Annotated in this window: 25 protein-coding genes and 1 pseudogene; 14 read left to right on the top strand and 12 right to left on the bottom strand. The window is 43.9% G+C overall.

The genetic code is table 11. The features are described from left to right. Window positions 1–260: 260 nt before the first annotated feature. Window positions 261–1274 carry a LysR family transcriptional regulator gene (locus tag F6K46_RS16865; RefSeq protein ID WP_293017627.1) on the bottom strand — a complete coding sequence of 338 codons (1014 nt, stop codon included), beginning with the start codon at window positions 1272–1274 and terminating at the stop codon, window positions 261–263. 217 nt (window positions 1275–1491) lie between these two features. Between F6K46_RS16865 and F6K46_RS16860 the strand changes: the two genes are divergently transcribed. The 5 genes from F6K46_RS16860 (at window position 1492) to F6K46_RS16840 (ending at window position 8292) form a co-directional block, all read left to right on the top strand. Next, window positions 1492–2208 (top strand): NnrU family protein, encoded by a 717-nt coding sequence (locus tag F6K46_RS16860; protein WP_293039625.1) that lies wholly within the window; start codon window positions 1492–1494, stop codon window positions 2206–2208. Window positions 2209–2294: 86 nt separating this feature from the next. Further along, on the top strand, window positions 2295–2726 hold the full coding sequence (gene trxA, locus F6K46_RS16855; RefSeq protein WP_293060083.1) for a thioredoxin: 432 nt from the start codon (window positions 2295–2297) through the stop codon (window positions 2724–2726). Between the two features lie 734 nt (window positions 2727–3460). After that, a complete protein-coding gene (locus tag F6K46_RS16850; protein WP_293060080.1) occupies window positions 3461–5527 on the top strand; it encodes an NAD(P)H-quinone oxidoreductase subunit 5 in 2067 nt (688 codons plus the stop codon). A 104-nt stretch (window positions 5528–5631) separates the two neighbouring features. Next, window positions 5632–7230 (top strand): NAD(P)H-quinone oxidoreductase subunit 4, encoded by a 1599-nt coding sequence (locus F6K46_RS16845; RefSeq protein ID WP_293060078.1) that lies wholly within the window; start codon window positions 5632–5634, stop codon window positions 7228–7230. A gap of 450 nt (window positions 7231–7680) precedes the next feature. Continuing rightward, window positions 7681–8292 carry a Uma2 family endonuclease gene (locus F6K46_RS16840; protein ID WP_293060076.1) on the top strand — a complete coding sequence of 204 codons (612 nt, stop codon included), beginning with the start codon at window positions 7681–7683 and terminating at the stop codon, window positions 8290–8292. Window positions 8293–8348: 56 nt separating this feature from the next. Here F6K46_RS16840 and F6K46_RS16835 read toward each other — a convergent pair whose 3' ends face one another. Further along, window positions 8349–9098, bottom strand: a complete 750-nt coding sequence (locus F6K46_RS16835; protein WP_293060074.1) for a Uma2 family endonuclease — start codon at window positions 9096–9098, stop codon at window positions 8349–8351. Between the two features lie 83 nt (window positions 9099–9181). Further along, complete coding sequence (locus F6K46_RS16830) at window positions 9182–10093, bottom strand: Uma2 family endonuclease (protein WP_293060072.1); 912 nt, start codon at window positions 10091–10093, stop codon at window positions 9182–9184. Between the two features lie 264 nt (window positions 10094–10357). On the opposite strand from F6K46_RS16830, the gene F6K46_RS16825 reads away from it, so the two are divergent. Both F6K46_RS16825 and F6K46_RS16820 read left to right on the top strand, forming a co-directional pair. After that, window positions 10358–10543, top strand: a complete 186-nt coding sequence (locus tag F6K46_RS16825) for a hypothetical protein (RefSeq protein WP_293060070.1) — start codon at window positions 10358–10360, stop codon at window positions 10541–10543. A 26-nt stretch (window positions 10544–10569) separates the two neighbouring features. Continuing rightward, the gene (locus tag F6K46_RS16820; RefSeq protein ID WP_293060068.1) at window positions 10570–11712 is read left to right on the top strand and encodes an agmatine/peptidylarginine deiminase; all 1143 of its coding nucleotides are present in this window, start codon (window positions 10570–10572) and stop codon (window positions 11710–11712) included. Window positions 11713–11921: 209 nt separating this feature from the next. Here the strand turns inward: F6K46_RS16820 and F6K46_RS16815 are convergent, their stop codons facing one another. The 3 genes from F6K46_RS16815 to F6K46_RS16805 form a co-directional block, all read right to left on the bottom strand. Then, entirely contained in the window at window positions 11922–12083 is a 162-nt protein-coding gene (locus F6K46_RS16815) for a hypothetical protein (protein ID WP_008190829.1), read from the bottom strand. 149 nt (window positions 12084–12232) lie between these two features. Next, window positions 12233–13090 (bottom strand): Uma2 family endonuclease, encoded by an 858-nt coding sequence (locus tag F6K46_RS16810; RefSeq protein ID WP_293060061.1) that lies wholly within the window; start codon window positions 13088–13090, stop codon window positions 12233–12235. A 268-nt stretch (window positions 13091–13358) separates the two neighbouring features. Next, window positions 13359–14168 carry a carbonic anhydrase family protein gene (locus F6K46_RS16805; RefSeq protein ID WP_293060058.1) on the bottom strand — a complete coding sequence of 270 codons (810 nt, stop codon included), beginning with the start codon at window positions 14166–14168 and terminating at the stop codon, window positions 13359–13361. Window positions 14169–14326: 158 nt separating this feature from the next. Here F6K46_RS16805 and F6K46_RS16800 point away from each other — a divergent pair, with 158 nt between their 5' ends. The 4 genes from F6K46_RS16800 (at window position 14327) to F6K46_RS16785 (ending at window position 17394) form a co-directional block, all read left to right on the top strand. Further along, window positions 14327–14551 carry a hypothetical protein gene (locus tag F6K46_RS16800; RefSeq protein WP_293060055.1) on the top strand — a complete coding sequence of 75 codons (225 nt, stop codon included), beginning with the start codon at window positions 14327–14329 and terminating at the stop codon, window positions 14549–14551. Further along, window positions 14517–15032 (top strand): hypothetical protein, encoded by a 516-nt coding sequence (locus F6K46_RS16795; protein ID WP_293060052.1) that lies wholly within the window; start codon window positions 14517–14519, stop codon window positions 15030–15032. The genes F6K46_RS16800 and F6K46_RS16795 overlap by 35 nt, the downstream gene beginning before the upstream one ends. Before the next feature lie 113 nt (window positions 15033–15145). After that, window positions 15146–15745 (top strand): NACHT domain-containing protein, encoded by a 600-nt coding sequence (locus tag F6K46_RS16790; RefSeq protein WP_293060050.1) that lies wholly within the window; start codon window positions 15146–15148, stop codon window positions 15743–15745. After that, window positions 15688–17394: a HEAT repeat domain-containing protein gene (locus F6K46_RS16785; RefSeq protein WP_293060048.1), complete on the top strand. Its 1707-nt coding sequence runs from the start codon at window positions 15688–15690 to the stop codon at window positions 17392–17394. The genes F6K46_RS16790 and F6K46_RS16785 overlap by 58 nt, the downstream gene beginning before the upstream one ends. 439 nt (window positions 17395–17833) lie before the next feature. Here the strand turns inward: F6K46_RS16785 and F6K46_RS16780 are convergent, their stop codons facing one another. The 4 genes from F6K46_RS16780 to F6K46_RS16765 all read right to left on the bottom strand — a co-directional run bounded on the left by F6K46_RS16780 (window position 17834) and on the right by F6K46_RS16765 (window position 19847). Then, a complete protein-coding gene (locus tag F6K46_RS16780) occupies window positions 17834–18286 on the bottom strand; it encodes a hypothetical protein (RefSeq protein ID WP_293060045.1) in 453 nt (150 codons plus the stop codon). A gap of 204 nt (window positions 18287–18490) precedes the next feature. Continuing rightward, window positions 18491–18625 (bottom strand): hypothetical protein, encoded by a 135-nt coding sequence (locus tag F6K46_RS16775; RefSeq protein WP_293060041.1) that lies wholly within the window; start codon window positions 18623–18625, stop codon window positions 18491–18493. Between the two features lie 199 nt (window positions 18626–18824). Then, complete coding sequence (locus F6K46_RS16770; protein WP_293060038.1) at window positions 18825–19004, bottom strand: hypothetical protein; 180 nt, start codon at window positions 19002–19004, stop codon at window positions 18825–18827. Window positions 19005–19130: 126 nt separating this feature from the next. Next, window positions 19131–19847, bottom strand: a complete 717-nt coding sequence (locus F6K46_RS16765) for a thermonuclease family protein (RefSeq protein WP_293060035.1) — start codon at window positions 19845–19847, stop codon at window positions 19131–19133. Window positions 19848–20627: 780 nt separating this feature from the next. On the opposite strand from F6K46_RS16765, the gene F6K46_RS16760 reads away from it, so the two are divergent. Together F6K46_RS16760 and F6K46_RS16755 are read left to right on the top strand one after the other, a co-directional pair. Continuing rightward, window positions 20628–20918 (top strand): deoxyhypusine synthase family protein, encoded by a 291-nt coding sequence (locus F6K46_RS16760; protein ID WP_293060032.1) that lies wholly within the window; start codon window positions 20628–20630, stop codon window positions 20916–20918. A gap of 103 nt (window positions 20919–21021) precedes the next feature. Further along, window positions 21022–21708: pseudogene (locus F6K46_RS16755) on the top strand (deoxyhypusine synthase family protein). Window positions 21709–21831: 123 nt separating this feature from the next. Here F6K46_RS16755 and F6K46_RS16750 read toward each other — a convergent pair. Beyond that, complete coding sequence (locus tag F6K46_RS16750) at window positions 21832–22014, bottom strand: hypothetical protein (RefSeq protein ID WP_293017902.1); 183 nt, start codon at window positions 22012–22014, stop codon at window positions 21832–21834. Between the two features lie 79 nt (window positions 22015–22093). Between F6K46_RS16750 and rpsD the strand changes: the two genes are divergently transcribed. Further along, window positions 22094–22702, top strand: a complete 609-nt coding sequence (rpsD, locus tag F6K46_RS16745) for a 30S ribosomal protein S4 (protein WP_070395435.1) — start codon at window positions 22094–22096, stop codon at window positions 22700–22702. 392 nt (window positions 22703–23094) lie between these two features. Here the strand turns inward: rpsD and moaA are convergent, their stop codons facing one another. Next, window positions 23095–24081 (bottom strand): GTP 3',8-cyclase MoaA, encoded by a 987-nt coding sequence (moaA, locus tag F6K46_RS16740; RefSeq protein ID WP_293060089.1) that lies wholly within the window; start codon window positions 24079–24081, stop codon window positions 23095–23097. Window positions 24082–24154: the final 73 nt, after the last annotated feature.

The following is a 24154-nucleotide window of genomic DNA, read 5'->3' as shown; positions in this document are numbered from 1 at the left end:
GTGAACTCACGCCATTTTGAAGAAGCCCCTGGAATTTTCTGCATTACTGATCAGATCTTCTCGTAGGCAGCGGAATAAATCTCGTCACTTGTTTTCAACCCTGTCTTGATGCAATAGCGAGTGGTTTGAATTTACCGTAAGATAGTGGAGCCTTATTAAAAAATATTTAACCCTTTTCTGCATAACCTGCTAACTATAAAGGCTCCACTATCTAAGGTTTTGTCTCCGGGGGAAACCCCCAAGACCGCGCTGCATCGCTTTCAACCCCCAGCTTCAGCGTGGGGGCTATCCACTTCTAAATTTTTAGGATTAGTTACCATCCCTGATAGTGCCAAGGATTGCCCGTGCCATGCTACTGAGCCAAACAAGGGCAAAATCTGCCTACAGAAGGCTTCTGTTGCTTTGGAAAGGTAACGATTGGGGTTAATCACCAAAGACAATACCCGTTTAACCACTACCCCCTCTATTTTTGCCCTGTGTAGCACCCCCATTTGTAATTCTTTTTCAATAGCTGTAATCGATACAAAGGCAGCTCCTAGTCCTGACTGTACTGCATTCTTAATCGCTTCAATGGAGTTAAGTTCCATCTCCACCTTAAACCGTTTAGCATCAATGCCACTGCGACCTAATACCTGGTCAATTACCTTACGGATGGTGGATTGGGAGTCCAAAGCAATAAACTGTAACTTATACAGGTCTTCTTTTTGGATCTTCTCCAAATTAGCCATGGGATGAAATGCAGGCAAGATTAGTACTAGCTCATCTTCAGCATAAGGACTAATGGTCAAGGTTTCTTGAAGTTCTGGGGGAACTTCACCACCAATAATGGCTAAATCCACTAGTCCATTGGCTACACCCCAGGAAGTGCGGCGAGTGGAGTGAACCTGTAATTGTACTGTCACCTCAGGATAGCTTTGTCGGAACATACCAAGCATCCGAGGTAGTAGATAGGTTCCGGTAGTTTGAGATGCACCAATAATTAAGGTCCCACCTTGGAGACTTTGTAAGTCGTCAATGGCTCGGCAGGTTTCCTGGCATAGAGCCAGAATTTTTTCCCCATAGTCCAACAGCAGGTGTCCAGCTTCCGTCAGTTGGGCACGGCGTCCACCCCTGTCAAATAACGGCACCTCTAACTGTCGCTCTAAATTTTGTACTTGCAGGCTGATAGCAGGTTGGCTTACGTATAGACTATCAGCAGCACGCTTGAAACTCCCCTCAGTAGCGATCGCTTTGAGTATACGGAGTTGATCGAGAGAAAAAGGTAGGTCAGACATAGGGCTAAACCATTAACAGAAAGGAGCGAGCTGAAATCGAAACTAACATAACCAGGACTCAAGTTCCTACTCCGTCTTGATGCAGTCGCTCATGGGGGGGACCCCCAAGACCGTAATGGTGCTTTTTCCGTAGGCGAATTAAATTCGCCACGGGTCGCACCTCTGCATCGCTTTTTTGCTATAATAGAGCGTTATTTCCCATCTATCACCCTTGCCTATGGTATTTCCAAATTGGCTGAGTGTCAGCCACTTTGTCATGTTTGGGTTGCTATTGACTTTTGCGATCGCTCATAGTGGTTTAGCCGCCCTGCGTTCTAAGGGTGAACAAATAATTGGTCCAAGGCTTTATCGTATTGTCTTTGCTTTAGTGAGTCTTCCGCTAGCAGTTGTATTAATTATTTACTTTTTGAACCATCGATATGATGGTATACAGTTGTGGCTCCTTCAGGACCTGCCAGGTATTAAGTCATTAGTATGGGGGCTTTCAGTCATTTCTTTCTTGTTTCTTTATCCAGCTACGTTTAATTTATTAGAAATTGCTGCGATTCAAAAGCCCCAAGTCCATCTGTATGAGTCTGGCATTATGCGGGTTACCAGGCATCCCCAAATGGTAGGACAAGTAATATGGTGTATTGCCCATACCCTCTGGATTGGTAGCACCTTTACCCTATTGACCTCCGTGGGATTAATTCTCCACCATCTTTTCGCTGTCTGGCATGGAGACCGCCGGTTGTTGGCACGGCATGGAGAAGCCTTTTGTACACTCAAAGCTCGCACATCCGTAATCCCTTTTTTGGCAATTATCCAGGGACGTCAATTCCTGAGATGGCAGGAGTTTGTTCGTCCGGCATACCTAGGAGTCATCGGTTTTACTGGGCTGTTGTGGTGGGTACATCCCCTCATGATTACAGCTGTAGCCCAAGTAAATTGGTAATTAGGACATTTCTGTTGCTCAGATGATCCCGATTCGATGTAGCATGATCCCAAACAAATCTAAAAACCCTTATATTTCAAAAAATCATGGTATTGTCTGTTGATGAACGGACGTTTTCAAAAACAGTTTTAGACTCTTCTGAGCCAGTTATCGTTGATTTCTGGGCTCCTTGGTGTGGAGTTTGCCGGTTTGTTCACCCCATACTTGAGGAATTCCAAACTCAAGGAAGCAATTATGTCAAGGTTGTCAGAGTAAACGCCGATAACAATCTCAAGCTTGCCAATACCTATCGACTCAAGACCCTACCGACATTGCTATTCTTTGAGCAAGGTCAGTTGGTCTCACGAATAGAAGGTTTCCAAGGTCGGGATGAGCTGCTCAGGGAAATTGCCAGGCTGCTCAAATCACACTGCCAATACCCAGATTTGACCAAGGAGTTGGATAAAAGGCAGCGCCAAGGTTTGAAAGCTTTTTCGGCCAATATCCCCTCTAGAGAAATTCTACGTCTTAGGTCTTAGGTCTTAGGTCTTAGGTCTTAGGTGCAAGAGGGTAATGGTACACAAGGAAAGCTGTTGACACCCGACCTGCTTTACCCGGCGCTAGGGAACTGGGTCAGAACACCCTTAGCCATTCAACCTAAAAGCCTAAAACCTTCACTTAAACTAATTAGCTAATTAGCGACTCTTAACCTAATTAGCCATTGAATTGGTCATCGGTAACCAGGTTGTGGGTTTACCATTTCCCATGACCAATTTCCCTTTCCCATGACCAATTACCAATTACCAATTACCAATTACCAATTACCAATTACTAATTGGTTTCTGACTCTTGTGCCTGAACTGTCCCTGTGAATTGATAAAAGTTATATTATACCACTTTCATGGCTAGGAATTGGGAAAGTATCCGTGCCAAAAAGATAAATTTTTGTTAATTAAATTTTCTTATTATTTTCATCAAATATTGGGATTATCTGATGATTACTCGTTTTGATCAGATATTTTGTAATGAAGATTACTAAAAAGGTTAAGATTTGTATCAGATATGAGACCTTAGTGGCCTATTCACCGGATGGCGGCTGTTGGTAGTAGTCACCGCAAACCAATGCCAACCGTGAGTCCATGGTCTAGGCTGCTATAGTGCAGTTGAGATTAAAGGATCTGGCCTTCTACAGACAAACAAAAAGAAAAACTTTAGACATCAGCGGTTTACAGTTTGCCAAAATAGTAACGAAATCTGAAGTAGGCTGTCTTCAATGGAACCGCTTTATCAATATGCCTGGCTAATCCCAGTGTTTCCCTTGGCAGGGGCAATGCTGGTTGGTCTGGGGCTAATTTCCTTCAATAGAGCAACAAACCGTCTGCGGCAGCTGTTAGCTGTATTTATTGTCTCCTGGTTGGGGGCGTCCATGGTGTTCTCCTTTGCTATACTCTGGAGTCAATTTCATGGTCATGAACCCTATCAACGCACCCTGGAGTGGGCTGCTGCTGGCAATTTTCACCTAATGATGGGCTATACCATCGATCACTTAACCGCACTGATGCTGGTAGTGGTGACCACCGTAGCTTTTCTGGTCATGATTTATACCGATGGCTACATGGCTCATGACCCCGGTTATGTGCGCTTCTATGCTTATTTAAGCTTGTTTAGTTCCTCTATGCTCGGTTTGGTGGTTTCTGCCAACCTGTTGCAAGTTTATATTTTCTGGGAACTGGTGGGAATGTGTTCCTACCTGCTCATTGGATTCTGGTATGACCGTAAGGCAGCAGCAGATGCTTGTCAAAAAGCTTTCGTGACTAACCGTGTCGGAGACTTTGGTCTGCTGTTAGGCATGTTGGGACTCTACTGGGCAACTGGCACCTTCGACTTTGATGCCATGGGAGCCAATCTGGAAGCCTTTGTCGAATCCGGTTACCTGGGTGCAGGCATGGCAGCTGTGTTCGCTGTCTTAGTGTTTCTCGGTCCGGTGGCTAAATCCGCACAATTTCCCCTCCACGTTTGGCTTCCCGATGCCATGGAAGGCCCAACCCCAATCTCTGCCCTAATTCACGCCGCAACTATGGTAGCCGCTGGGGTGTTTTTGATTGCGAGGATGTACCCCGTGTTTGAAGGGATTCCAGTCGCCATGACTGTGATTGCCTGGACGGGAGCATTTACCGCTTTCTTAGGGGCAACCATTGCTATTACTCAAAATGATATTAAGAAAGGGTTAGCCTATTCAACTATGTCTCAATTGGGTTATATGGTAATGGCAATGGGCATTGGAGCCTATGGTGCTGGCTTATTTCACCTGATGACCCACGCTTATTTCAAAGCCATGCTGTTCCTCTGCTCTGGGTCAGTAATTCACGGTATGGAAGCTGTGGTTGGCCATGACCCGATTTTGGCTCAGGATATGCGGTTAATGGGAGGCTTGCGTAAGTTTATGCCCATTACCTCCCTGACATTCCTAATTGGAACCTTGGCAATTTGTGGAATTCCCCCCTTCGCAGGGTTCTGGTCAAAAGATGAAATCTTAGGCAGTACTTTTGAAGTAAGTCCTTTCCTGTGGGGAATTGGCTGGCTGACCGCTGGAATGACTGCTTTCTATATGTTCCGGATGTATTTCTCCACCTTTGAAGGGGAATTTCGGGGCAATGAGATGGAAATCCGTCATCAACTCAAGGAAGCTGCTGGTGTAGCTGTACCTGCTTTTGGTCCTGGTGCTATGGATGTACGGGAACTTGAGGCTCAGGCTGACGATGATCACCACGACCACCACCACAGTGAGTTTCCCCATGAGTCACCCTTAACGATGACCCTACCGTTGTTAGTGTTAGCCGTGCCATCGGTACTGATTGGTTTGGTGGGAACTCCTTTTAACAACTACTTTGAGGAATTTATCCACCCAGCCAGTGAAACCATAGCCGAAGTCGTGGCAGAAGCAGAAGCCTTTGACTGGTCAGAATTTCTGATTATGGGCGGCAGTTCCGTGGGAATCGGTCTGATTGGGATTTCCGTTGCGGTACTGATGTACTTACAGGGCAAGATTGACCCCAATGCGATCGCTAAAAAAATCCAGCCCCTATATCAGCTGTCTCTCAATAAGTGGTACTTCGATGAAATTTATGACCGGCTGTTTGTTCAGGGAAGCCGTCGATTAGCACGGCAAGTTATGGAAGTAGACTACCGTATCGTTGATGGTGTAGTCAACCTGACTGGCTTTTTCACCCTGCTTAGTGGTGAAGCACTGAAATACGTAGAAAACGGTCGTGCCCAATTCTATGCTCTAATTGTCTTCCTCGCAGTACTGGGTTTAGTAATTGTCTCAGGTGTGACCTGACCTGCTTTGTTAATTGTTAGTTGTTTATACACAATTAACAATTAACAATTAACAATTAACAATTTGCAATTTTATTTTGACCAATGGTGACTGACTAGTTGACTATGACAGATTTCCCCTGGCTAACAATAATTATTCTGTTTCCGATTGCAGCATCGCTTCTGCTCCCGTTTCTGCCAGAAAAAAATGGGACTTGGGAGCGTTGGTACTCTTTAATTATCGGGCTAATTGATTTTGCCCTAATTGTCTATGCTTTTGTGACCCAGTACGACCTGAGCAACCCAGAACTGCAACTGGTCGAAAAATACAGCTGGGTGCCTCAAATGGACTTGAATTGGTCAGTAGGTGTAGATGGCTTATCCATGCCTCTCGTTTTACTGACTGGCTTTATTACTACCCTAGCGATGCTGGCAGCTTGGCCGGTAACCTTCAAGCCTAAGCTATTTTACTTCCTGATGTTGGCAATGTACGGTGGTCAGATTGCTGTATTTGCTGTTCAGGATATGCTGTTGTTCTTCTTGGTATGGGAACTGGAGTTAATTCCGGTTTACATGCTACTGTCAATCTGGGGGGGCAAAAAGCGTCTCTATGCAGCTACCAAGTTTATCCTCTACACCGCAGGGGGTTCCCTGTTTATCTTGCTAGCTGCCTTAGGCATGGCATTCTATGGAGATACCGTAACCTTTGATATGCGATCGCTCGCCCTCAAAGATTACGCCCTAAATTTCCAGCTACTGCTTTACGGAGGCTTCCTGATTGCTTACGGGGTCAAGCTACCCATCTTCCCTCTACATACCTGGTTACCAGATGCCCATGGGGAAGCCACAGCACCGGTACACATGCTCTTGGCTGGCATTCTGCTGAAAATGGGGGGATATGCCCTAATCCGTATGAATGCTGGGATGCTACCCGATGCCCATGCTGTGTTTGCTCCGGTATTGATAATTTTAGGGATTGTCAATATTGTCTATGCTGCCCTTACCTCCTTTGCCCAGCGTAATCTCAAGCGTAAGATTGCTTACTCATCCATTTCCCATATGGGATTTGTCTTAATTGGTATTGCTTCCTTTACCGACTTAGGCATGAGTGGAGCAGTGATGCAAATGATTTCTCACGGTTTAATTGGTGCCAGCCTATTCTTCTTAGTAGGAGCTACCTATGACCGTACCCATACCTTGATGCTCGATGAGATGGGGGGTGTTGGTAAGAGAATGGGCAAAATGTTCGCCATGTGGACAACCTGTTCCATGGCATCCTTAGCATTACCCGGAATGAGTGGGTTTGTGGCAGAAGTGATGGTGTTTGTTGGCTTTGCGACCAGTGATGCTTACGGTTCCTTGTTCAAAGTATTAGTGATCGTCCTGGCAGCTATCGGGGTTATCTTAACACCAGTTTACCTGCTCTCCATGCTGCGGGAGATTTTATATGGTCCGGAAAACAAGGAATTAGTTGCCCACGAAGCCTTGATTGATGCTGAACCTCGGGAAGTGTTTATTATTGCCTGTCTGTTAGTACCAATTATCGGCATTGGTTTGTATCCGAAAATTGTGACTCAGATCTATGACGCTACCACCGTCCAGCTAATCGCACGACTCCGCAACTCCGTACCAACCTTGGTCAACGAAGCACCAGTAGCACTAGAAAATGCTCCAATAGTTTCTGTCGCTCCATCCATTGGTCCTCGTTCTATTGGTACTCGTTAAGGATTGATATTTTACTGTTGACTAGCTAGTAGCAAAAACTAGTAGGGTGGGCACAAACAGTTCTATTGTTTTGAGTATTCGAGACTAGATTACTTTGCCCACCATACTAGCGATGCAGCGCGGTCTTGGGGGTTTCCCCCACTCGCTATTGCATCAAGAAGTGCTTAACAAATTATTAGCGTTTAATGTAGGGGTAGTATGAACCAACCCCTACATTTTTTTGTTGCCAAAGCAGCCAAAAAGCTCCCTTATATCATGTCAGGATAATTACCCTTAATAAAAATCTCCCCCATCTCCCCATCTCCCCATCTCCCCATCTCCCCATCTCCCCACAATTTTATTATGGGTATTCAACCGAACTTGATATTATAAAAGCTCTTGCCAGCGATCGCTTAACCAAAACTGATCTTAGAATAGAATAAACTCTTTTGTGCGGGAAGTAGCTAAATCATGACAGTAGCCACCACAGCTGTTGAAACTAATCCCATTGTGCTGAGGATGCCTCCAGCATTGGATATGGATGATGACCAATTTTTTGAGTTTTGTCAGGTTAATCGAGATTTACGTATTGAACGCACATTAGACGGAGAAATAATTGTTATGCCCCCAACAGGAGGTGAAACATCTGACAGAAATTCCGACATTAATTTTCAGCTACGGTTATGGAACCGCCAAACAAAGCTAGGGAAAGTTTTTGAGTCTTCTTGTGGCTTTAAGCTGCCCAATGGGGCAGATCGTTCTCCTGATGCATCTTGGCTCAAGCTGGAGCGGTGGGAATCCCTGAGTAAAGAACAAAGGAAAAAATTTATTCCTCTGTGCCCAGATTTTGTGATTGAGTTGCGTTCCCCCAGTGATAGGGTAAAAGACCTCAAGGACAAGATGGAGGAGTACATGGACAATGGTGCGAGGTTGGGGTGGTTGATTGAGCCAAATAGTCGTCGGGTGTATATTTACCGTCCTGGTGCTGATGTGGAGCAATTGGAAAATCCCGCTACGGTCAAGGGGGATGATTCAGTGCTGCCTGGTTTTGTCATGGTTATGGAAGAAATTTGGGAAGGTTGAGGGGTAGTACTTTCAGCCTACTCCCTTCGCTCCTTCTTATCCAAAACTGACCTTAGTTATTTTTGCAGTCTGTGATTAACCTCGTCTACTGATATACTCAAAGCGTCAGCTATCTGTTCCACACTCACCCCTAATCCTAATAAATGGGAAATAGCTTTCTGTAGTGCTTGTTCAGTTTTCTGTAGTGCTTGTTCAGCTTCCTCATAAGCCATGTCCAGTTCTTGAAAATTTAATAGCTTTTTACCTAACTTTGGATCGAAAAACTCTAATTTTCCCTGATTCACTTGAAGTTCTAGACCTAAGACTTCACTGTAAATCGAGAAATCTTCATCTCCTAAAGGTTTGCTAGCTATAGGCTCATAGTTTCCCTCCACCAGACGTAATCCTTTCAGGGGTGGTTGGAGATAATCTTCCACAGGGTCATACTGCATGTATTCTAATACTCCCATATCTTGGTATGTTTGGCGATTAAACCTTTGATCAGTTCCCTTAGTACTTATTGAAGTTACTTCTAAGATCCAACTCGGAAACTTTCCGCCTTCTTCCCAAACTTTGTAGTGTTTTCGTAGTTTATTTTCTACTCCGAAAATTACAAATACATCAGGCTCGATTACGGCATCATATACGCCTTCTAGGTAGTAAATCGATAAGTTACCGGAAACATAAACATCGTCTCGATTTTTGAAATAGTTTTTCAAGGCTTCTACGCCATAAATGATATAATCTCGGTTAGGGTCACTTTCTGCCATTGGTGTACCATTAGTATTGCGGTAGAAAAATTTAGGTTTTAATTGCTCATTAGTCATTGGTCATTCAGCAAGGGAGTAGGGAGCAGGGAATAGGGAATAGGGAATAGGGAACAGGGAATAGGTAAGGGGGAATAACCAATTTAAATGTGACGGTTAACCTCTGCCACTGATAAATTTAGTGCTTCAGCTATCTGTTCAACAGTCAAGCCTAAGCTTAATAACTGGGAAATAGCATTCTTTAGCGCTTCTTCCGCTTGTTGTCGGGCTTGAGCTTCGGTAGCTCGCTCTAACTCCGCTCGTTGTCGGGCTTGAGCTTCGGCAGCTCGCTCTAACTCCGCTTGTTGTCGGGCTTGAACTTCAGCAGCTCGCTCTAACTCCGCTTGTTGTCGGGCTTGAGCTTCGGCAGTTTGCTCTAACTTTGATCGTTGATAAGCTATCTCCAGTTCTTGAAAATTTAATAGCTTTTTCCCCAGCTTCGGATCAAAAAATTCTAGTTTTACCTGATGCACTTGCAGCTCTAGACCTAACACTTCACTATCAATAGAAAAATCTCCATCCCCTAAGGGCTTGCTGGGGATAGGTTGATACTTTCCCTTCACCAAACGTAATCCCTTAAGTGGCGGGTTAAGATAATCCCCGGTAGGATCATACTGAAAGTATTCTAATACTCCCATTGTTTGGTATAGTTGGCGTTTTGTGGTTTGATCACTATTCCGGCTGCTTTTTGAGGTTATTTCTAATACCCAACTGGGCAATTTTCCTCCTTCTTCCCAAGCCTTGTAGCTTCTTCGCTGTTTGTTTTCCACGCCAAAAACCACAAATACATCAGGAGAGACTACCTGATCGGGTTCTCCTTTCTGGTAGTAAATAAATAAGTTACCCGAAACATAAACATCTTCCCGATTTTTGAAATAACTTTTTAAGGCTTCTACGCCATAAATCAGATAATCCCGAGTAGGATCACTTTCTGTCATAGGTTTACCATCACTATCGGGGTAGAAAATTTCGGTTTTGAGTTCGTCAGTTATTTTAGTAATAGGTACTTTAGTCATAGGAAAGACACCTTCTGATTAAAATTGAAACTAGAAACTTGAAACTTATAGCTGATAGCTTACATTAGTGAACCTTTTCTCTATGGGGAAGAAGGGTAATGGTGAAAACACTTTCCCCATTACCCAAAGGTGTAATTGCAATCACACCGCATTACAGAATCTCTAATTACCTTAATTTGACCATCAGTAGAAAAAACAGATCACCTGTCACTGGACATTTGAGCCACTCTATGATAACGCTGCTAGCATTAACCATCGAAAACCATGGCAAGTGTGGGAAGTATGGGAGGTGTGGGAAGTGTGGGGAGAGAAGAAGAGTGTGGGGAGAGAGGGAAGTGTGGAGAGGGTGGGAACTATGGGGAGGGTGGGAAGTGTGGGGAGGGTGGGAAGTATGGGAGAATTCCTACTCCCTACTCCCTACTCCCTACTCCCTACTCCCTACCCAAGTGATAAGTACTCTAGAATAGATAAACGCTATGTTGAATCGTCGAAGGTTACTAAAGTTAAGTGTTCTTTCAGCTGCTAGTGCCTTGGGTTGGTCAGCAGTTTGCTCAAGGGTGAGAACTGAGGTTAGTAGTAGTGAAATGCCGGACTATAGCAGCACTGGAGTGACGTTATTACAAGAGACAACACCCCTTGAGGATGGCTTTTTCTTTCCGGCGGAATGGCAACCCCATGAATTCACGATCATGGTGTTTCCTCCAGCTCAGAATTGGAAAGGGTATGGTCTGAAGAAGGCAAGGCGGGAATGGGCAGCAGTGGCGAATGCTGTCAATGAGTTTGAACCGGTTTCGATGGTTGTTCATCCTCAAGACAAGGGTGTGGCTAAGGGCTTGTTGAGTTCCGATATCGAACTGATTGAGTTTCCCGTAAACGATGGCTGGGCAAGGGATTCCGGTCCGATGTTTTTGGTGAACGGCAAGGGTTCACGTCGGGTAGCTGGGTTTACTTTCAACGGTTGGGGTGGTAAGTTTCCCCCCTATCACGACGATGCTTTACTAAAGGCGCGATTGTCTCACTATCTTGATACTACCATGTACTCATCCTCTCTAGTCTTGGAGGGCGGTGGTGTGACATTAGATGGTGAAGGTACTATTATCACCACTGAGGAATGTTTACTTAACCCTAATCGCAACCCCACCATGAGTAAGTCTCAAGTTGAGAGATTGTTGAAGCACTATCTCGGGGCTGAAACCGTGGTTTGGCTAGGTCGTGGTATCGTACCTGATCCGGTGACAGATGGACATGTGGATGGGATTTGCGCATTTGCCGCACCTGGATTGGTCTTACTCCATAGCACTGATGATAGGAATGATCCAAACTACAAGATTTGTCGGGATGCTAAGCATCGATTACAACAAAGTACTGATGCTCGCGGACGTAAGTTTGAGATTGTTGAGATTCCTCTTGGCTTAGATGTTGCTCATATGAATTTTTATATTGCTAATAATGCTGTGATCGTTCCAGTTGCTGGTGACTCCAGCCAAGATGATGCTCCCCTTGCTATTCTGCGTGAGGTTTTCCCTGGGCGGAGGGTTGTTGGTGTGGATGGTCTGATTCTGGCTGAAGGTGGAGGAGGGGTTCATTGTATTACCCAACAGGTACCGGTTGCTAAGTAAGCATAGAGCCGTCAGCTGTCAGCAGTCAGTAAATTTTGGGGCAGGAAACAGGCAAGATGCCCGTTCCACCAACATGCCTGTTTTACACAAATAACTATTTAAGCAATATTTAACAAATAGTCTCTGATTTTATGACAGTTTTATATTATTAATTCCTAGATAATTTTATTGATAATCTGCTCAAACTACAGGTTATTAACTTCAGCCTTTCAAAAGATGCCATGGAATTCACCAGCCTCAAATCTTTTTCTCAATTCCTGGCGCTGAATTTTGCCAATCCCTGTTTTCGGAATTGTCTCTTTGGGAACGGGAATCAGGTAATCTGGATTTAACCCAATCGTGTTCACAACGGTTTTCCGAATTTTCGCCATGCACTGCGTTTAAGGAATTATCGTCAGTGTCAGTAGCACTGAAAAAGATTGCCAATCTATCAGTATTGTCCCCAATTATCCGAACATAATCTCACCCACCAGCGGGTCAAACAGCTTAAATGACATACACCCACCAACTCAGACAGAGGTTAAATTTCATCGGGATTAATACCCATCTCTCGTAACCGTTCTGCTAATTGTTCAGCTCGTTGTTGAGCCAGTTCAGCTCGTTGGTGTTCCTGTTCAGCTCGTTGTTGAGCCAGTTCAGCTCGTTGCCGTTCGAGTTCAGCTCGTTGCCGTTCCTGTTCAGCTCGTTGGCGTTCGAGTTCGGTTCGTTCTGCCTCAGTAGGAATCCAATTCCCCTGTTGATCATACCAACGTAGCCACAACCGATTCAATCCCCGATATTCCCCAAGCCATAGTCCTAAACCCAATTGCAACTCAGGCATCCAAAATTTGGAATTGTCTATGGTTTGGGGTTGATAGCTGCCACCATCTAACTGAAAAAGTTGTAATTCGTTACTGACTCGGTCAAAGGTAACATAGTAGGGAATTGCTAAAATTTGCTCGTACACTTCCCATTTGGTTGGTGCTTCTCCCGTTCGTTCACTGTAACCAAGGTCTTGATCTTTGGTACTAGCAGAGAGCAACTCTATGGCCACAATTGGTCTGACGTCTTCTTGCCAGATCACATAACTCATTCTGAGCTCTCGTTCCTGGTAGAATCGGGAAATCCCCACTACAGCAAACCAATCCGGTCGTTTGTACCAAGCGGTATGTTTGGGGTCATAATATAAATTTAAGTCACTGGCGACAAACACCCTTTCGCTCTCATAATTGGGAGGGCGAAAGGTCTCAGTACACAGTTGTGGCTGCCAAAGATGAAATTCGTCAGGCAAACCCGGCTCCTCGGGATCTTCACTGGGTAAATCATACATGGTTGGCAGGGTTTCTTTGGCCGGATGAGGGAGAATAACCTGCTCAAATAAGGGTTTGGCAACAGACATGAGATTACCTCAATTTTTGTCCGACTCATGACTTTGATTTTAGCAACTGTCGCTAAGCATTTAGCCTTTGCCGCCGATCGTAAGGGGCAAGTCGTAAATGGGCAGATAAACTAAAGACTGAGAACCTAGACACAGAAGGTGATACAGCACCCGTAGACTCAATTTGTAATAAAGAAATTCCCTATATACAAATTGAGTCTACCAGGCTCAAAAAACCCCTGGATAAAGGAGATGGCGACCTCCCTTAAACAGCTATTGAGTCAGCTCTTTATGCTGTCTGCTTTTTCAATGTGCCGCCAGCTGCAATAACACCCAAAGCAATAAGAGAAAGGGTAGAAGCGGGTTCGGGAACGGCACTAGATGCTACAATATCAGTCTGAACGATCCGACTATTGAGGGATTGTACATCGCGAGCATTGCCATTGGGAAAGAGCGTCTGAAAATTGTCAAGTTGCCCTTGGGACAATTCGAGTGTTTCGTTCAGCACAACCCATTTTACGCCCTCAGTAAAGGGTGGCGTTGTCAATGAGCCAGTAAATTGATATGAGGATAGATCATTGGGTAATAAACTACTCAGCTCAAAGTTATTGATGGGAATCTCAGTACTCGTTTCTTGTGGCGGTAAATTTGAAAATATTGGGTCTAGCAATACGTTGAATTTACCTTCTTCAATCCATCTGGCAACTACTAATAAATCACCATCATCACTTTCATGAACCAGGTGCAATTCCCCTGGAAAAGCTTGTCCATCCAGTGTGTTCTCACTGGGCGAATGGAAGTGAAACTGCTTAAGTTCAAATTCTTCAGATTCAAACTCCAGAATACCTGCACCATCCTCTACAACTGCTTCAATAGTGCCGAACTCGTCGGGTGAACCAGTATTAATTATTGCTAGTTCAGTGTCATCACTGTAGGTGAAATTTAGGGAAGGTAGACTATCTACTTTGTTTTCAGAGCGTATGTCAATAGGACTTTGTTCGAGTTGTGCATGTGCAGGGGTCTCATGACTGGCTAAAATTACCAATCCAAGTCCAACAGATACAAATAACACTTCTTGCCTCATGTGCCAAATTGTCATTACTAATGTATGTACTACTGGGTACAGACCAGTTGGATAAAATGCCTGAACCTATTGCTTAGATTAAATTACAGCGACATCGAAAGTTGCTCCGTGTACGCTTAAGTATTGATAATACCAAAAAGAACGTGCCCCCGCAGCTCAAATATCCAAACCCCATGTCAAGTTGCGTAGGGTGTGTTAGGGACGGGCTCCCCTTGATTTTACGCCTCTTGACATCGGTTGAGACAGCCCGGCCCGTAACGCACCACCGGGTCAAACTCCCTGTTCCCGACTCCCGACTCCCTACTACTCCCTACTCCCTTTCCTCTATAATGATAAATAAATCAAAAAACAACTACCAATATCATGCTGGATTGGTTAGCAATTTGGGGAATTTCTAGTGCCGGTGGCTATCTCGCCAAAGAAGTGATCGGTCCCTTGGCCAAAGACGCTCTAGAAGACTACACCAAAGACTTCTTCAAAGAGTCTATCAAAGAGTATACTGGACTATCGGATCAAAATACCCAGAAAAAACTCTTCGGTAAAGCCTTAAAAGAATTTGTAGCCTTAGTGGAAAAGGAATTGGAAGATGCTGATTTATCTAAGCAAGAATTAAAACAGTATACTAAACCCCTCAAGCAGTATATTAAGAACAAATCCATTAAAGCTATCCTAGGAAGTGCGTTTAAGTATGGCTGTCAACAAATAGATACCGAGACATTAGCCAAGACTTGGATTGAGCTTAAGTTATTACCATTACCGGAAGAATTTCGTTGGAAGTATATTGGTAGACAGTATCTCAAGCAAGTACAAACTATCATCCGGGAATCGGATCAGTTACGGCCTATCCGAGATTCCCAAACCTTGGATGCGATCGCGTAGCGTAGCCCTTCGGGCTAATCGCAAACAACACTAAAGCTACAGCAGGCATTATCCCAGACTTTGACTTAAGCACCTATCAAGAAGCACTTTTAGAGCGCTACGGTAATCTCGGCTTGGATAGTTTAGATACCAGTGGCTATGCCTATAACGAACTAAAACTCTGGAAGATATTTATCCCCCAAAATGTGCGAGAGGTTCATGACCTGATGCCGTCAGCTATTCATGAACTTCCTAAAGAATATTATAAACAACTGGGAGACAGTGGTCAACTAGAAATAACTATTGATATAGAGGAGTTGAAACGAGCTAAAGACGCTTATCATCAACAGCCGGTTAAATCCGTATTGGATGTTATTAATGACTCTCAAGGCTATCCCTATTTCGTAGTTTTAGGAGACCCAGGCTCCGGTAAATCTACTTTGCTGCAATATTTAGCATTAAATTGGGCAAGAACAGATTTGACTACTGCCCTTTCTATACCAATTCCCTTACTGATTGAATTACGCACCTATATCCGCAATCGCGATAGTGGACAGTGTAATAACTTCTTGGAATTCTGCCATCAAAGCAGTGGCTCCATCTGTCATCTGAATCAACATCAACTGCATCACCAGTTAAAGGCTGGTAAGGTATTAGTGATGTTTGTTCGCGTAGCGTGGCCAACGGCCATGGCTTGGATGAAGTCTTTGAGCCAGGGAAACGAGAAGATGTGATTACCGATATTCATCGCTTTAGCAATACCTATCCTAAGGTACGAGTAATTGTTACATCTCGGGTAATTGGTTATAAACCCCAACGGCTACGAAATGCTTATTTTCGTCATGTTATGCTCCAAGACTTGGAGTCAGAACAAATTCAAACCTTTATCGAGCACTGGCATGAGTTAACCTTTACGAATCAAGCCGATAAAGTTAGGAAACAGGAGCGCTTACACAAAGCAATAAACACATCATACCCAATTCGACAACTGGCGGTAAATCCCCTATTACTAACTATGATGGCAATCCTGAACCGCAATCAAGAATTGCCTCGTGACCGTTCTGAACTCTATAACCAAGCGTCTCGATTACTGCTTTATCAATGGGATGTAGAGCGAGCATTACTAGAAGATAATCGTGTTGATCCCAAGACTATTGATTATAAAGATAAGCAACAGATGCTAGGAAAAGTAGCAGATTTAATGCAGGGTAATCAAGCAGGGTTAGCGGGAAATATGATTAGTGGAGAGGATTTAGAAACGATTATCAAAGAGGAGCTGAAATTACGAGACGTTACTAATCCCAGAGCCGTTGCTAAGGTAATGATTAATCAGTTGCGCACCCGCAATTTTATTTTGTGTTTCATGGGAGCCAATTATTACGCCTTTGTGCATCGGACATTTTTGGAATATTTCTGTGCTTGGGAATTTGTCAGGAAATTTGAAAAAAAACAGGAGATTTCCCTAGAACAGTTGAAAACTGAAGTCTTTGGTCAGCACTGGCCGGATGAATCTTGGCATGAAGTGCTCAGGTTGATTGTGGGCATGATTGATTCCAACAAAGCTGGAGAAATTATTGAGTATTTGATGGCACAAGATAGAGAATGTAATAAGTTTAATAATTTATTTATGGCAGCGGATTGTTTGTCTGAAGTTAGGAATCGGTATGAAATTAAATCAACGGATGCTCGATTACTGAATCGCTTCAAAGACTTAATTTTTTATGATCTAAATTATGATTATGACCCATATGGATATCAGGCCAATTTAGTCCGTGATCTTCATACTCAAGCTGTTGTAGCAGTAGCCACCCATTGGCAAGACCATCCAGATACCTTACGCCTACTTCAAAAATGGGCTCGCTCTGATACTGATTTGTTCGTGCGAGGTACAGCAATTGAACAGTTAGCTCTAGGTTACAAAGACCACCCAGATACCTTAGCCCTACTGCAAGAATCGGCTCGCTCTGATACTTATTGCTATGTGCGACTTAGAGCAATTGAACAGTTAGCTCTAGGTTACAAAGACCACCCAGATACCTTAGCCATACTTCAAGAATGGGCTCGCTGTGATCAGCATTGGTTGGTGCGAGCTAAAGCAATTGAACAGTTAGCTCTAGGTTGGCACGATCAGCCTTGGTTATGGGAATTTTTATGCGTTCGCGTAGCGGCTCTTTCAGAGCATCGCACTCTCAATGACCCCTTTGAGCGTGATCAAGACGAGGATTACGACAATGTCAATCCTCGACAAGTAGCCCTTCAGGCCATCCTGAAATATTATCCTAACCATTCCCAAACCCGATCCTTATTGCAGGATAGAGCAGAGCATGACCCCGATCCTAAACTGCGGAAGTTTGCTCAGGGGCAATTAGCAAAATTACGGTAGTTCTGATAGTAATCAAGTATACAGGATTTTTTAGCTGTTCTCTGTTTCCTATTTCCTAAAATTCTCAACTGATTTACCTCACCCAATTGATAACTGCTAGCTATTATCAATAAGCTCTTAAAAAGGCTTGATAAGTATTATAAAATATAGTAAATTGCTTAACAGCCAGTAAAGCACTCCCAAAGTCTAAAACCTTGGGAGAGTCATTTTAGGTTACATTAAATCCAGTCTAGCATCCCTGTTTGACTTGTACAAATCTAACCATGGGAATAGATTTGAATGTAGAATGTATAATTAAGAATGTAGAATGTATAATTATGCATTCTACATTCTACATTCTGACAAACAACCTTCAACCTTAACTTTTCAACCTTAAACCTTCAAGCTTTTTTAATTAAGAATGTATAATCTGGAATTCTACATTCTTAATTCTTAATTCTTAATTCTGCCTTCCTTCGAGAACAATCGCTGTCTTGATGCAGTCGCTCATGGGGGAAACCCCCAAGACCGCGCTGCATCGCTCCAATAACGGTTTAGAAATTGTCTCGAAATCCTCCAACAAGAAATCCATAATGGCCAGATGGCGCAAGTAACCAGGAGTCAGAGGGTAACAGCGACGACTGGTGTTAAACCAGCCGTTAACAGTGTGAACGGAGCAGGAGCAGATCAAGGCCATATCTTCCCGACTCAAGTCCCACTTATTGTAAAACCGTTGCGGTGTCATACGCAATTCGGAGTAACTGTACAGTCGGATTAGGATTTGCTCGCGCTCCGTTATGGGATAGGGATAGGAATTTTCTCCCTCCGACTCCCTTTGTTGTGCAAGCTGCTCAAGGCGCTCCATCGCTTCGTGATAATCGATGGGATGATAAACGAATCGCTGTTTTGCCATTATTATAGAATTACCTCCATGTAACTTGGGGGGGAGAGCCGCGCTTCCAGGTTGGTGGCCGATGAGCGCGGCTCTTTTTCCAATGATTATAGTATAACCAATGGCTACTATTCTTGTCAAGAAAAAAAACAAAAAAATCAAGGCAATTTACATAAATTGTAATAATTAGTTATAATCTAACGATTAGAATGGTAATTTGTTTAGCTAGTAGCTTAAATCTATATATCCAAGGGAACAGGGAACAGGAAACAGGGAACAGGGAGTAGGGAGTAGGGAGTAGGTAACAGGGAGTAGGTAACAGGGAGTAGGAAGTAGGGAGTAGGTAACAAAAATTATCACAATTCATTGATAATTGATATATTAACTGTTTATCAGTTTATCAACTTATATCATGTTAGGATAATTGTAAGCATATGCGCTACGCGCACGCTACGCGAACAGCAGTCAGCCGTCAGCCGTGAGCTTTTAGCTCACGCGTGCGCGTTCAGCTTAAAATAAACTTCTTTGGCCTATGGCCACGCTAGGGGAACGGGAGAATTTAATATTGATAGAGAAGCATGAGAATTGAAAGTCTGAGTAAAAGCCCATTGCGCATAAGCTGATAGCTGATAGCTGAATGCTGAATGCTGATAGCTGAATGCTGAATGCTGAATGCTGATAGCTGAATGCTGATAGCTGAATGCTTACGGATAATTACCCATAATAAAAATCTCCCCATCTCCCCATCTCCCTATCTCCCCATCTCCCTATCTCCCCATCTCCCCATCTCCCTATCTCCCCATCTCCCCATCTCCCCACACTTCCCTTCTTTTTTACAAATATGAGATGCACCCAATTGATAGTATTACTTCAGCGTCTCCTTAAACGTATCCTCAAACTGATCTTTAGTCATCTTGCCAGCTTCTAGGTCTTCACAGAGGGTTTGAATTTTTTCTGTAAGCTGCTGATATGCATCTGGGTCTCCAAGCAAGGCTTTTTGCTTTTTCTTAAGGGGACGAAACAGCCAAGGCTGGATAAATCCTGACTTCGGTTCTTGCCATAACCCTTTGCCTTGGCCTTCCGCATCTGCCTCTGCCAACAGAAGAGAGATAGCCATCTCCCGAGGGCACTTACTAAAATAATCGTAATAAATCAGTGCTAATCCTTCTTTTACTAAACTATGCTGAAGAAAGGTGCCATCCAATAAGTAAACTTCGCCAATGCTACGATTGTAGCGAGTGTCGATGTCGGTAATTCTCAATTTAACTTTATTACCGTTTTCTTCTACCAAATGTTTGACCCAGTCTTTACCTTCATTGCCCCACTTAAATTGACTTTGATAGAGCGCATTGTCCTGATTTTTATCCTCAAGTTTTTTGTAACCCCACCCCTTAGGAGTTTCTGGTGCATCAATGTAAACGAAGCGCACTGTAATCTCTTCTCCGGAGCCATCAATCACATCAATCGTGTCAGCATCGGAAACTTTCTTAACAGCGTAGGTTTCTAGGGACTCAAAGTATGGCGGTACTTGAGGAGCAACTGACCCTACTTTACTTAAAATTTCACTAATCAAGTCTGTCATGGTGTAAATCGTATCAGGACTCAGATAAAAGTAATCGATGAACAGGCCATCAGTGCCTCAAATCAACAGCCGATGCTATTCTAGATTTAAGACTAACCATAGCAAAACACTTATTGGCTGTCCATTCGCTTCAATCATCCCACAACAGGAGCAACGCCAGATCAGGGAGGTCACTTATTTCCCTGTCCGCTCCAGCAGTAACCTTCAACACAGGTGTTACCAGATTGATATATAATCAGAGATCGTGATAATTGTTAAAAACAACACCAAATCGAGAAGCGTTGCTGGTGATCAGGTATTTCTTGATCTCAAACGCAGTTGAAACCCCTTGTGTACAAGCGCCGGGGATGAACATAACTTAGGGGCGTGATTCCCCTTGTCTACTAAATTTGTGACGAGGAATCATAAACGTCAAAAGCTAGTTAACTAGATCAGGATTTTCTAGCAGTGTTTGGTGGTGAAAAAAACCCTAGCTGCTTCCCCTTGAGAGACTGCATCAAGGCTTAAGTATAGTCAAAGTCAGCCCTGGGAGTTTTGCTCCGGAGCCAACGGTACTATGTTTTCAATTATATGAAGACTTGATATCCTAGCTTGTTTCCTTCGTGCTTTAGCTGAGGGAGAGTTTCAGTTGGCAGTAGCAAGTTTTTATCAAGGCTGTTAACTAACTGCTGCTTCCGATTTTTTACCATTTTATCAATGGGTGATTTTGCTGTTTATAAAACGTTTATCTATAGTTCTGTAAAGTACTCAAATGTAAGACCCACTATTGGAGGAAAAACTATGATTCGAGAGTTCATGAACAGAAATTTTCGACACTTTAATGCAGCCGTGTGTGTTGAGGCGGCTGAAGGATGGGTGAAACACCTGGAATCTGGTAATAAAATGTTCCTGACTATGGCTGGGGCCATGAGTACAGGAGAGCTGGGTATCTCTCTGGCTGAAATGATTCGCCAAGACAAGGTACATGCTATTTGCTGTACCGGAGCGAATCTTGAAGAGGATATCTTCAATCTAGTTGCCCACTCTCAATATAACAGGACTTACGCGGTTAAGTGGATTTCGCCCCCCTAGCCCCCCAATTTTGGGGGGTAATGATGTCAAAGTCCCCCAGAATTGGGGGATTTAGGGGGCAAATGCGTAAGTCCTATATAAGAAAGTACCGGATTATCGTTCACTGAAACCAGAAGAGGAAAAGGTTCTTTTTGAGTCCGGTATGAATCGAGTTACTGATACCTGTATCCCTGAAGAAGAAGCGATGAGAAAAATTGATCGGCATATGCTAAAACTGTGGCAAGCAGCTGATCAATCTGGCCAAAGCTTTTTCCCATACGAGTTCATTTATCAACTTCTTGAAAGTCAAGAGCTGAAAGACTCTTATGAAATTGATCCTCGTGACTCATGGGTGATCGCAGCATGGCAGAAACAAATTCCTATTTTTGTTCCTGGATGGGAGGATTAAACTCTGGTAAATTCCTTTGTTTCTGAAGTTATCAAAGGCAATATCAGTCGCTTGAATGTTGTGCGTAGCGGTCTTGAGCTGATGGTATTTCTTGTGAATTGGTATAAGGAAAATACTAGAGATTTTTCCATGGGGTTCTTTCAAATTGGGGGTGGAATTGCTGGAGATTTTCCCATCTGCGTTGTGCCACTGATCCACCAGGATCTCAAGGAAGACTGTAAGTTGTGGAGTTACTTCGCCCAAATTAGTGATTGTACCACCTCATACGGTTCCTACAGTGGCGCACTACCTAGTGAAAAGATTAGTTGGGGCAAACTTGATACGGACACCCCTAGTTACGTGATTGAATCGGATGCATCAATTGTAGCTCCGCTGATTTTTAATTACGTCCTTGGTCACTAATATCATCTCCGGTTGAATACTTACACGCTTGTGCCCAATCGAAGCCATTTGGCAGAAGTAAAGGAATAAGGTTTTTTTTTATCACTAATTATCCGGACATGATATAAACCTAGAAGTGATTATTTAGGGTAGTTGCGTCAAAGCCTTTACCCCGCCTTCTTTCGTGAAGCGATCGCGTATGGGTTGGGTAGCGCTAATCCCGTTATATAGCACTAAGGTGGTTTGCAGTATAGAAATTTCCGTAGATAGGGCTATTGACCTAACACCTGCTGGAAATTTTCCCCATGGCAATTTCCTTATCCCCACTGCCCTAATAAATTGTATGATAATAGTTTTGGGAAATCTTTAGTAAAGATAGTACACAAGATAGTACAGAGGAAGTTATATGTCCCGATATAGAGGCCCGCGTCTGCGGGTCGTTCGCCGTCTGGGTGATTTGCCCGGTTTAAGTCGTAAAACACCCCGCCGTGCCTATCCCCCTGGTCAACATGGTCAAAACCGTCGGAAACGCTCAGAATATGCGATCCGTCTCGAAGAAAAGCAGAAACTGCGCTATAACTACGGAGTGACTGAAAAGCAGTTAATTCGCTATGTCCGTAAAGCTCGTCGAGCCACCGGTTCCACTGGACAAGCTTTGCTGCAACTGCTAGAGATGCGACTGGATAACACAGTCTTCCGCATGGGTATGGGAGGTACCATCCCAGCGGCTCGTCAGCTCGTGAATCACGGTCATGTTACTGTAAATGGTCAAGTAGTTAATATTGCTAGCTATCAGTGTCGCCCTGGCGATGTGATTGCGGTTAGAAACCGTGATCAATCCCGCCGTCTAGTAGAACGCAACTTGGAATTTCCTGGCTTAGCAAACCTTCCTAGCCATTTAGAGTTTGATAAGAACACCTTCACCGGGAAGGTGAATGGGATTATTGATCGGGAATGGGTAGCATTACAAATTAACGAGCTACTGGTGGTTGAGTACTACTCCAGGAAAGTCTAACCCGAGTTGAAGGTTCGGCTTGAGTTGAAGGTTAACAGGTTGAAGGTTAACAGGTTGAAAGTTAACAGGTTGAAAGTTGACAACCGTTGAAGGTTAACAGGTTGAAGGTTGACAACCGTTGAAAGTTAACAGGTTGAAGGTTGAACGCGCACGCGTGGCCGAAAGGCCAAGGTTCTAACCTCGAACCTACTAAGCTCGAACCAGCTAACCTGTAACCAAGACCAAGAACACCTGTAACCTGCAACCTTCAACCGGAGTAACCTTCAACCTTCAACCGGAGTAACCTGCAACCTTCAACCTAAATAACCTTCAACCTTCAACCTAAATAACCTTCAACCTTCAACCTGACTAACCTGCTAACCTGCTAACCTGCTAACCTGTAACCTAAAAAACTATCCGCCAATTTGTGACATCGTCCTTGTATATGAACTATCAGTACCAGAGTCTCTCTCCTTGAAGTTGATTTCTGGTTTAATCATCAGCAACTGTCTGACCTGCTCTCTTAAGTCAGCGGTATCAACGCCGCTGCGTAGAGCAGTTTTTAAGTCAACTTGACCTTGTTCATTAAGTAGGCAGGGACGCAGCCAACCATCAGCAGATAGACGCATCCGATTGCAGCGATCGCAAAAACATTCTGACATCTGACTAATAAATCCCAGGGTGCCCTTGGCACCAGGAATCTGGAACACATCAGCTGGGCCATTACCCCGGACACTGGATTCTATCAAACCCCAGCGTAAGTGAATCCGTTGCCGTAATTCTTCCGAAGGTACCCACGCCCGCTCACCAAATAGCTGGGAGTTCCCGATGGGCATAAACTCGATAAATCGAACGTGCCAGGAGCGCTCAATGGTTAGAGCAGCTAAATCCAGCACTTCCTGGTCATTAGTTCCTGGAATTACCACCACATTTAGCTTTAACGGGTCAAATCCAACCTGATGGGCAGCTTTTATCCCTTCCCAAGTTTGTTCCCAGCGCGAACGTCCCCGATTGCCAATAATTTTGTCAAATGTCTCTCGATTGAGGGAGTCCAGACTAATATTAATCCGCCGTAAACCCGCTTGGTAGAGTTCCTTTGCCATACCAGCCAGTAAAAAGGCATTGGTAGTCATCGCTAAATCTTGTGTTTCTGGTAAAGATGCGATCGCTCTAACTAACTCCACTACACCTGGACGCAATAGGGGTTCACCTCCCGTGAGGCGAAACTTTCTAAACCCTACCGGGATAAACACCTCCTTGAGCAGAGTCAGCAGTTCTTGGTCAGTGAGTAATTCTTGGCGTAGGATATAGTCAAGTTCTGCTCCTTGAGGCATACAGTACTGACAACGGAAATTGCAGCGGTCAATCAAGCTAATCCGGAGATAGTCTACAGTATTCATCATTGCTGGAACCATGGGGTTTCAAACAGTTTTGGTAATAGGTTATATCTATTCCGGAATAAGTCCCTCAGCC

The sequence above is a fragment of the Moorena sp. SIO3E8 genome (assembly GCF_010692445.1).
Lineage (GTDB): Bacteria > Cyanobacteriota > Cyanobacteriia > Cyanobacteriales > Coleofasciculaceae > Moorena > Moorena bouillonii.
The sequence above is the reverse complement of the archived record's forward strand: the minus strand, read 5'-3'. Positions and strand labels throughout refer to the sequence as shown.

Excerpts from the sequence above, each read along its gene's own strand:
- F6K46_RS16830 (WP_293060072.1), bottom strand. The coding sequence starts at position 10,093 with ATGACTAAAGTACCTATTACTAAAATAACTGACGAACTCAAAACCGAA.
- F6K46_RS16865 (WP_293017627.1), bottom strand. The coding sequence starts at position 1,274 with ATGTCTGACCTACCTTTTTCTCTCGATCAACTCCGTATACTCAAAGCG.
- F6K46_RS16765 (WP_293060035.1), bottom strand. The coding sequence starts at position 19,847 with ATGACAGACTTGATTAGTGAAATTTTAAGTAAAGTAGGGTCAGTTGCT.
- F6K46_RS16795 (WP_293060052.1), top strand. The coding sequence starts at position 14,517 with ATGCTGGATTGGTTAGCAATTTGGGGAATTTCTAGTGCCGGTGGCTAT.
- moaA (WP_293060089.1), bottom strand. The coding sequence starts at position 24,081 with ATGAATACTGTAGACTATCTCCGGATTAGCTTGATTGACCGCTGCAAT.
- trxA (WP_293060083.1), top strand. The coding sequence starts at position 2,295 with ATGGTATTGTCTGTTGATGAACGGACGTTTTCAAAAACAGTTTTAGAC.
- F6K46_RS16825 (WP_293060070.1), top strand. The coding sequence starts at position 10,358 with ATGGCAAGTGTGGGAAGTATGGGAGGTGTGGGAAGTGTGGGGAGAGAA.
- F6K46_RS16810 (WP_293060061.1), bottom strand. The coding sequence starts at position 13,090 with ATGTCTGTTGCCAAACCCTTATTTGAGCAGGTTATTCTCCCTCATCCG.
- F6K46_RS16845 (WP_293060078.1), top strand. The coding sequence starts at position 5,632 with ATGACAGATTTCCCCTGGCTAACAATAATTATTCTGTTTCCGATTGCA.
- F6K46_RS16835 (WP_293060074.1), bottom strand. The coding sequence starts at position 9,098 with ATGACTAATGAGCAATTAAAACCTAAATTTTTCTACCGCAATACTAAT.
- F6K46_RS16815 (WP_008190829.1), bottom strand. The coding sequence starts at position 12,083 with ATGGCGAAAATTCGGAAAACCGTTGTGAACACGATTGGGTTAAATCCA.
- F6K46_RS16770 (WP_293060038.1), bottom strand. The coding sequence starts at position 19,004 with ATGGGGAGATTTTTATTATGGGTAATTATCCGTAAGCATTCAGCTATC.
- F6K46_RS16780 (WP_293060045.1), bottom strand. The coding sequence starts at position 18,286 with ATGGCAAAACAGCGATTCGTTTATCATCCCATCGATTATCACGAAGCG.
- F6K46_RS16820 (WP_293060068.1), top strand. The coding sequence starts at position 10,570 with ATGTTGAATCGTCGAAGGTTACTAAAGTTAAGTGTTCTTTCAGCTGCT.
- rpsD (WP_070395435.1), top strand. The coding sequence starts at position 22,094 with ATGTCCCGATATAGAGGCCCGCGTCTGCGGGTCGTTCGCCGTCTGGGT.
- F6K46_RS16850 (WP_293060080.1), top strand. The coding sequence starts at position 3,461 with ATGGAACCGCTTTATCAATATGCCTGGCTAATCCCAGTGTTTCCCTTG.
- F6K46_RS16760 (WP_293060032.1), top strand. The coding sequence starts at position 20,628 with ATGATTCGAGAGTTCATGAACAGAAATTTTCGACACTTTAATGCAGCC.
- F6K46_RS16800 (WP_293060055.1), top strand. The coding sequence starts at position 14,327 with ATGTCAAGTTGCGTAGGGTGTGTTAGGGACGGGCTCCCCTTGATTTTA.
- F6K46_RS16860 (WP_293039625.1), top strand. The coding sequence starts at position 1,492 with ATGGTATTTCCAAATTGGCTGAGTGTCAGCCACTTTGTCATGTTTGGG.
- F6K46_RS16805 (WP_293060058.1), bottom strand. The coding sequence starts at position 14,168 with ATGACAATTTGGCACATGAGGCAAGAAGTGTTATTTGTATCTGTTGGA.
- F6K46_RS16840 (WP_293060076.1), top strand. The coding sequence starts at position 7,681 with ATGACAGTAGCCACCACAGCTGTTGAAACTAATCCCATTGTGCTGAGG.